The sequence below is a fragment of the Cellulomonas hominis genome, assembly GCF_901521055.1.
In the GTDB taxonomy this organism is placed as follows: Bacteria; Actinomycetota; Actinomycetes; order Actinomycetales; family Cellulomonadaceae; genus Cellulomonas; species Cellulomonas endometrii.
On record NZ_CABEGA010000001.1, the window covers coordinates 206,218 to 212,491 of the forward strand.

At 75.5% G+C, this 6,274-nt stretch carries 11 protein-coding genes; 7 read left to right on the forward strand and 4 right to left on the reverse strand.

Going from position 1 to position 6,274, the window contains the following annotated elements; genetic code table 11:
* Positions 1-16 precede the first annotated feature (16 nt).
* Complete coding sequence (locus tag KJP73_RS00915; RefSeq protein ID WP_213280835.1) at positions 17-721, reverse strand: YqjF family protein; 705 nt, start codon at positions 719-721, stop codon at positions 17-19.
* Between the two features lie 29 nt (positions 722-750).
* A complete protein-coding gene (locus tag KJP73_RS00920; protein WP_213280836.1) occupies positions 751-1,404 on the reverse strand; it encodes a DUF2231 domain-containing protein in 654 nt (217 codons plus the stop codon).
* Positions 1,405-1,576: 172 nt separating this feature from the next.
* Here KJP73_RS00920 and KJP73_RS00925 point away from each other — a divergent pair, with 172 nt between their 5' ends.
* From KJP73_RS00925 to KJP73_RS00940, 4 genes are read left to right on the forward strand one after another with little or no spacing between them, the layout of a single operon-like run.
* On the forward strand, positions 1,577-2,023 hold the full coding sequence (locus KJP73_RS00925; RefSeq protein ID WP_213280837.1) for a DUF4383 domain-containing protein: 447 nt from the start codon (positions 1,577-1,579) through the stop codon (positions 2,021-2,023).
* 23 nt (positions 2,024-2,046) lie between these two features.
* The gene (locus KJP73_RS00930) at positions 2,047-2,760 is read left to right on the forward strand and encodes a hypothetical protein (RefSeq protein ID WP_213280838.1); all 714 of its coding nucleotides are present in this window, start codon (positions 2,047-2,049) and stop codon (positions 2,758-2,760) included.
* A gap of 46 nt (positions 2,761-2,806) precedes the next feature.
* Positions 2,807-3,190, forward strand: a complete 384-nt coding sequence (locus KJP73_RS00935) for an ArsR/SmtB family transcription factor (protein WP_213280839.1) — start codon at positions 2,807-2,809, stop codon at positions 3,188-3,190.
* The gene (locus KJP73_RS00940; RefSeq protein WP_213280840.1) at positions 3,187-3,645 is read left to right on the forward strand and encodes an SRPBCC family protein; all 459 of its coding nucleotides are present in this window, start codon (positions 3,187-3,189) and stop codon (positions 3,643-3,645) included. Before KJP73_RS00935 ends, KJP73_RS00940 begins: the two co-directional genes overlap by 4 nt.
* Before the next feature lie 74 nt (positions 3,646-3,719).
* On the opposite strand, the gene KJP73_RS00945 is transcribed toward KJP73_RS00940, so the two are convergent.
* A complete protein-coding gene (locus KJP73_RS00945; RefSeq protein WP_249668973.1) occupies positions 3,720-4,316 on the reverse strand; it encodes a TetR/AcrR family transcriptional regulator in 597 nt (198 codons plus the stop codon).
* 188 nt (positions 4,317-4,504) lie between these two features.
* On the opposite strand from KJP73_RS00945, the gene KJP73_RS00950 reads away from it, so the two are divergent.
* From KJP73_RS00950 to KJP73_RS00960, 3 genes are all read left to right on the forward strand, one after another.
* Complete coding sequence (locus KJP73_RS00950; protein ID WP_213280841.1) at positions 4,505-4,858, forward strand: VOC family protein; 354 nt, start codon at positions 4,505-4,507, stop codon at positions 4,856-4,858.
* Positions 4,859-4,967: 109 nt separating this feature from the next.
* Complete coding sequence (locus tag KJP73_RS00955; protein WP_213280842.1) at positions 4,968-5,234, forward strand: hypothetical protein; 267 nt, start codon at positions 4,968-4,970, stop codon at positions 5,232-5,234.
* A 106-nt stretch (positions 5,235-5,340) separates the two neighbouring features.
* Positions 5,341-5,610, forward strand: coding sequence for a GlsB/YeaQ/YmgE family stress response membrane protein (locus KJP73_RS00960; RefSeq protein ID WP_213280843.1), 270 nt, complete (start codon positions 5,341-5,343; stop codon positions 5,608-5,610).
* Positions 5,611-5,776: 166 nt separating this feature from the next.
* On the opposite strand, the gene KJP73_RS00965 is transcribed toward KJP73_RS00960, so the two are convergent.
* Positions 5,777-6,064 carry an adhesin gene (locus tag KJP73_RS00965; RefSeq protein ID WP_213280844.1) on the reverse strand — a complete coding sequence of 96 codons (288 nt, stop codon included), beginning with the start codon at positions 6,062-6,064 and terminating at the stop codon, positions 5,777-5,779.
* Between the last annotated feature and the right edge of the window lie 210 nt (positions 6,065-6,274).

Below are 6,274 nucleotides of genomic sequence, written 5' to 3' on the forward strand. Positions count from 1 at the left end.
CCCGTCCAACCGGGTCTCACACCGGCCGCGGCAGGCCGATCCGCGCGTCGACGCCGGGCGACCAGTGCACGAGGGGCTCGGCGGTCCCGACGTCGAGCCCGCACCGCGCGGGCAGGTTCGTGCGCAGCCCCTCGACCGTGCCCGCGTGCAGCGGCCACGGCGGGTGCTCGACGGGGACGCGCCACAGCCGCCCCGCGCGCCGCACGTACGCGTTCCACCGGCCGGTCACGGCGTCGGTGAAGGCGTCGGGCACCCGCTCCGGTCCCGGGTGCCGGACGGTCACCCGGAGCTCCGCGCCCCGGCGGTCCGTGACGGCGTAGTCGGTGCGGCCCCCGGCCCGCAGCACCGTCCCGTCGGCGCGGACGTACGGCAGCCCGAGCGCGCGCAGGCCCGTGACCACCAGCGTCCGGGCGCAGAGCATCGTGAGGAACCACAGGCCGTCCGTGCCGCTCGCCGGGTGGTGGACGTACGTGCGGGCGTTCACCTCCGCGAACGCGGCCAGCGCCGGCGGGGCGGGCGTCCCGGGCGCGCGCACGTCCCGCATCACCAGCGGCGTGATCCCCAGCCACGCCGCACCGTCGAGCACGTCGGCCCGCAGCCCGGGCGGCAGCAGCCGCTGCACCGCGGCGGGCTCGCACGGCCAGTGCAGGAACGCGACGGCGTCCCACCGCTGCAGGGTCGCCGGGACCCGCACCGGCTGGTCGGCCGTCCGCCCGCTCACGGCGGCTCCCGCCCCAGCGCCCGCCGGCGTCAGATCACGGGGTCGTCCGTCGCGGGCCGCTCGGACTCACGGAGCCCGGCCCCGGGTTCGTCCTGCGGCGCCACGGCCGGCGCCACGGCCGGCGGCTCGGCCGGGCCGGACGCGGTGTCCGGCGGCGAGCCCAGCCGGATGGCCATGTGCCCGCCCAGGTACCCGCTGACCCCGAGCACGGCGCCCGCACCCAGCGCGACCGCGACGCCGAGGCCCCGGTGGCCGCCGCGCCGGAGCAGCCACGACGCCCCGTACAGCCCGAGCGCGACCTCGTTCAGCACGCCGTGCACCGAGCCCACGCGCTGCGTCCGCCGGTCCGAGACCGCCCAGTCGGCCACCCCGGTGATCGCCGTCGGGACGGCGGAGAGGATGCCGAGCCCCAGCAGCGTGTCGGCCGCCCGCTGCTTGCCCGGGTCTGCGGGAGCCGCGAGGTCGAGGACGGTGGCGCTCGCCCAGAAGCCGATCGGGGCGTCCGTCATCAGCGGGTGGGCGGCGTGCCCGAGCGGCTTGCCGTGCAGCAGCCCCGCGAGGCCCGGTCGCGCGCGCAGCGCGGCCAGGACGACGGGCCGCACCCGGTCGATCACGGGGTCCAGGCCGGCCGCCTGCTCCAGGCGGCGGGTGGCGCGCAGCGGTGCGCTCTCGTCGAGGTGCATCGGGTCCCCCCGGGGTCGGTGGCGTGGGCGTCGCTGTCGAGCATCCCGCCCCGCACCCCGCCGCGCACGGCGAGCGGCGCCCGGATGCGCCCGGAGCAGCGGCGACGCATCCTGGAGCGGCAGGACCGCGTCGAGGAGAGGCGCCTGACGCAGCAGCGCACCGGGGGTTCTCATGTCGTCTTCTGTTCCGGCCCGCCCTGCCGACCGCACCGCGGTCCGGCAGCCGCACCAGTGGCTCGCCCTGGTCATCGGGATCGTCTACCTCGTCGTCGGCCTCGCCGGCTTCCTCGTCACCGGGTTCGACGGGTTCACCGAGCACGACCACACCCAGACCCTGCTGGGCTTCGCCATCAACCCGCTGCACAACATCGTGCACATCGTGATCGGCCTGCTCGGCATCGCCCTGTGGAGCACCCCGTCGAAGGCCCGGACCTACGGCTGGCTGCTGTTCATCGGCTACGGCGCCACGTTCGTCTACGGCCTGGTCGTCGCGAACCGGCCCGAGTGGAACTTCCTCAACATCAACGGTGCGGACAACGTGCTGCACATCGTCTCGGCCCTGGCCGGTCTCGCGATCGCGCTGTGGCCGCGCCGCGACCGGGGCACGGCCCGCGCCTGACCGGCGCCCAGCACCGGACCGGCATGAGGACGAGCGTCGCGCAGACCGCGGGGGCGGGACTGCGCGCGCTCGTCGCCGTCGTCCGGACCCTGCGCACCGCCCCGCGCCCGCTGCACCCGCGCGGGGTGGTGCGCCACGGGACGCTCGTGCTCGACGCACCCGACGGGCCCGACGCCGGCGTGGCTCCCGGCGCGCGCGAGCTCGGCGCGCCGCTGGTGGCGCCCGTCGTGGCGCGGGTCTCCCGCTCCGTCGGGCTGCCGGCACCGCTGCCGGACGTCATCGGCGTGGCGGCGCGGTGGACCGTGGACGGCCGCCCGCAGGACCTCCTGCTGTCCAGCACCGGACTCGGCCGGGCGACCCGCTTCCTGCTGGCCCCGCGCCGCCGACCGCTCGGCGGCGGGTTCGGGACGCTCATGCCGTTCCTCGACTCCGGCGGCCGGCCGGTGCTGCTCGCCGCGGTGCCCACCCCGGGCGCGGACCCGTCCGCCCGCGACGGGCTGGACCTGATCCTGCTGTCCGCGCGCCCCGGCGGCGCGTGGCGGCGCTGCGGGCGGCTCGTGTGCCCGGCGCGGCCGGATGACACGGACGACCCGGCCCTGCGGTTCGACCCCGTCCTGCACGTTCCGGGCACCCTGCGCGTGCCCCGCTGGGCCGCCCGCCTGCGCGTCCCGTCGTACCGGGAGGCCCGCGGCGGCGACGAGCCGGACCGCCGCGCGCCCGCCGGGGTCACCGCCTGACGCACGCCTATTGTGCACCGATCGGTTCACTGTTACGCTGAACCACATGGTTCAGCAACACCACCTGGACGAGGTCTTCGCGGCCCTGTCCGACGCGACCCGACGCGACGTCCTCGTGCGCCTCGGCGAGGGGCCGGCGACCATCGGCCAGCTCGCCGAGCCGCACGGCATCACGCTCACCGGCATGAAGAAGCACGTGCAGGTGCTCGAGGACGCCGGTCTGGTCGCCACCGAGAAGGTCGGGCGCGCACGCCAGTGCCGCCTGGGGACCGAGCGGCTGGACGACGCCATGTCCTGGATCGCGTTCTACCAGCGCCTGTGGGAGCGCCGGCTCGACGGCCTCGAGGCCTTCTTCACCCTGCAGCAGGGCGTGCCGGACGACGACGCGCCCGACGACGGACCGCCACCGACGGAAGGACCTACGCCATGACCACCGACGCCACCGACCTCGAGCTCCGCGCCTCGCGGGTGCTGCCCGCCACGCCGGACGAGGTCTTCGACGCCTACACCGACGCCGAGAAGCAGAAGATCTGGTTCGCCATCCTCGACACCGAGCCCGGCGTCGTCGAGATCGAGGTCGACCTGCGCGTCGGCGGGCAGCAGACCGCGGTCTGGGGACCCAGCCGCGACCAGCTGTTCCGCGAGACGCAGACGTTCCTCGAGATCGACCGGCCCCACCGGCTGGTCACCGAGTCGGTGGGCAGCAGCCCGGACGGCCAGACCATGACGACGCACGTCGTGGTGACGTTCGAGGCCGTGGAGGGCGGCACGCTGATGAGCGTGGTGCAGAGCGGCTTCCCGACGCCCGAGGTGCGCGACTTCTTCGCCGAGATGGCGTGGGTCGGCGCGTTCGACCGGATCGAGGCGTACCTGTCGCGCGCGTGATCCCGCGCGGCTGATCGGCACGACGGCCGGGGCCCACCACCCCGGCCGTCGTCGCGCGCGCCCGGGCTGGTCGGTCAGCGCGCCGGGGCGCCGTACCGCAGGCCGTCGACGAGGAGGTCGAGCAACCCGCGCACGCGCTGCTCCCAGCGGTCGGAGTCCGGGACGTTCCACACGCCGCCCATCGCCAGCATCACCTGCTCGCCGTCGACGTCGGGCCGCACCGACCCGTCGGCGCGCCCGGCGTCCAGCAGGAGGTCGATCGCGGCGATGATCCGGCTGCGCGTCTCGGCGAACAGGGACGAGTCCGAGCCGACGGCCGTGCGCAGCGCCGCGCCCATCCCCCGCTTCGCGGCGGCGTACCGGACGAACCGGCCCATCCACTCCCGCAGGGCGTCGACCGCGGGGCCGTCCTGGTCGAGCAGCGCCGGCGCCGCGTCGCACAGCGCGGTGACCTCCTGCCGGTACGCCGCCTCGACCAGCGCGCTGCGCTCCGGGAAGTGCCGGTAGAGCGTCCCGATCCCGACGCCCGCGCGCTGGGCGATGGCCTCCAGGGGCATGTCGCCGTCCTCGGCGAGCGCCTCCACGGCGACGGCGAGCAGCCGCGCACGGTTGCGCGCGGCGTCGGCGCGCAGCGGCCGGGCGGCGGCGGGCGACGAGGATGCAGCGGTCACGGTCGACTTCCCCTTGCGATCCGGAGGTCCCTCCGGTTAGAGTCAGGAGCGAAACGGAGGCTCCTCCGTTCCAGGGTACGCCGCCCGCGCCGCCCCGTCGACGCCGGTCCTCCCGGGCCCCCGGCCCGGCCCGACCGCCGACCCGGCCGCCAGCGCACCCGACCGTCCGACCCCTCGCGGAGGCACCCATGGCCAGCACGTTCCACGGACTCACGTTCGACGCCTACGACGCCCACGCCGTCGCCCGGTTCTGGGGCGCTGCCCTCGGCCGGGACGTCGCGCCCGGCGCCAGCCCCGAGCACGCCGAGCTGCTCGACGACCCCGCGAGTGGCGCGCCCCGGCTCGTCTTCGACCGCGTCCGCTCCGGCGGCGTCGTCCGCAACGCCCTGCACCTGGACCTCGTGACCACCGACCTCGAGCGGGAGTCCGAGCGGCTCGTGCGCCTCGGGGCCCGGCGGCTCGGCGCGGTGGGCGGCGCGGCGCGGTGGGTGAGCCTGACCGACCCCGAGGGCAACGCCTTCGACCTCATCCCGGCCGCCTGACACCGCCACGGACGGGTGAATCACCCGGCCCACCGCGCGCCATTGACCCCTTTGTCCTAGTTTGCGACTGCAGTCACCGCAGACCCGCACACCGACAGGGGAAGACGCCATGACCAGCCCTTACGGCCAGAACCAGCACACCCCCGCCGTCCCCACGGCGACCACCGGGACCCCGGTCCTGTCCATCATCACGTTCGTGCTCTCGGCGATCGCCGTGCTGTTCCTGCCGATCGTGTTCGGACTCGCTGGAATTGTCACCGGCATCTTCGCCGTCGTGCGCAAGGAGCGCCTCGGCAAGATCGCCCTGATCGTCGCCGTCGTGGCCACGATCGTCGGTTTCGCGCTCGGCGCGCTCGTCATGAGCCAGATGTCCTGACCTCGGCGCAGGCCGCTCACCAGCGGCCCCGCGGCCGTTCCGGATGCGGGAACCGTCATCCCGTGGGACGGTCATGACCGTTCGAACCGCGACATGGAGGTGCCCGATGGGATTCTTCGCTTTTCTGCTGCTGGGACTGATCGCCGGTGCGATCGCGAAGGCGATCCTGCCCGGGCGTCAGGCGGGCGGCTGGTTCGTGACCCTGCTCCTCGGCGTGGTGGGTGCGCTGCTCGGCGGCTGGCTGGGCAGCGTGCTGTTCAACCGCCCGCTCGAGGAGTTCTGGTCGCTGCAGTCGTGGCTGCTCGCCATCGCCGGCTCGATCATCGTGCTGCTCATCTACGGCGCGCTGACCGGCCGCAAGGGCGCCCGCGCCTGACGCCCCACCAGGGGGCATCGACCTGGTCCGGCGCGTGGTGGGACACCACCGCCGGACCGGTGCCGGGCACCCGCACCTGACGGTGGGACACCGTCACGTGCGCCCGGCACGACGAGGGCTCGCACATCCACTCCGGTGGATGCGCGAGCCCTCGCTGCGTCTGCTGTCAGTCCCGGGGCGCGAGCGTGAAGGCGGGGCCGCCCGTCCCGGTCGCCGGGTCGGCGTCCAGCGTCAGGTCCGCGAGCGCCTCGGCGGTCGTCGGCGGTACGAAGACCGTGGCGCCCTCGGTCGCGATCACCTCGTCGCCGGGCACGGCCTCCGGGACGAGCGCGAGGTCGAAGGCCCCGAGCTGCTGCTCGGACTCCGCGATGCGCAGGCCGCCGGACTCGGGCAGTCCGGCACGGGTGGTCAGGTCACGGACGGCGGTGCTGGCGTTCTCGGTCACGGTGAGCACAGGTGCTCCTCTCGTCGCCGGTGGCGGTCGCCGCACCCGTGAGGGGTGCGTGGCGACCATCGGACCCCTCCACCGTCGGCAGGTCCGCGACGAGATGCAACCGCGGGTCCGCTGGGCAAGACCCGCCGCGTCCGCTGCGCGGAGCCCGCTGGACACCCCGCGCCCGGCAGGGCACGCTCCGCCCTCCGCCCTCCGCCCTCCCGCTCGCCC

Coding starts and splice junctions, on each gene's coding strand:
- KJP73_RS00960 (WP_213280843.1), top strand. CDS start 5,341: ATGGGATTCTTCGCTTTTCTGCTGCTGGGACTGATCGCCGGTGCGATC.
- KJP73_RS00925 (WP_213280837.1), top strand. CDS start 1,577: ATGTCGTCTTCTGTTCCGGCCCGCCCTGCCGACCGCACCGCGGTCCGG.
- KJP73_RS00950 (WP_213280841.1), top strand. CDS start 4,505: ATGGCCAGCACGTTCCACGGACTCACGTTCGACGCCTACGACGCCCAC.
- KJP73_RS00935 (WP_213280839.1), top strand. CDS start 2,807: ATGGTTCAGCAACACCACCTGGACGAGGTCTTCGCGGCCCTGTCCGAC.
- KJP73_RS00930 (WP_213280838.1), top strand. CDS start 2,047: ATGAGGACGAGCGTCGCGCAGACCGCGGGGGCGGGACTGCGCGCGCTC.
- KJP73_RS00955 (WP_213280842.1), top strand. CDS start 4,968: ATGACCAGCCCTTACGGCCAGAACCAGCACACCCCCGCCGTCCCCACG.
- KJP73_RS00920 (WP_213280836.1), bottom strand. CDS start 1,404: ATGCACCTCGACGAGAGCGCACCGCTGCGCGCCACCCGCCGCCTGGAG.
- KJP73_RS00940 (WP_213280840.1), top strand. CDS start 3,187: ATGACCACCGACGCCACCGACCTCGAGCTCCGCGCCTCGCGGGTGCTG.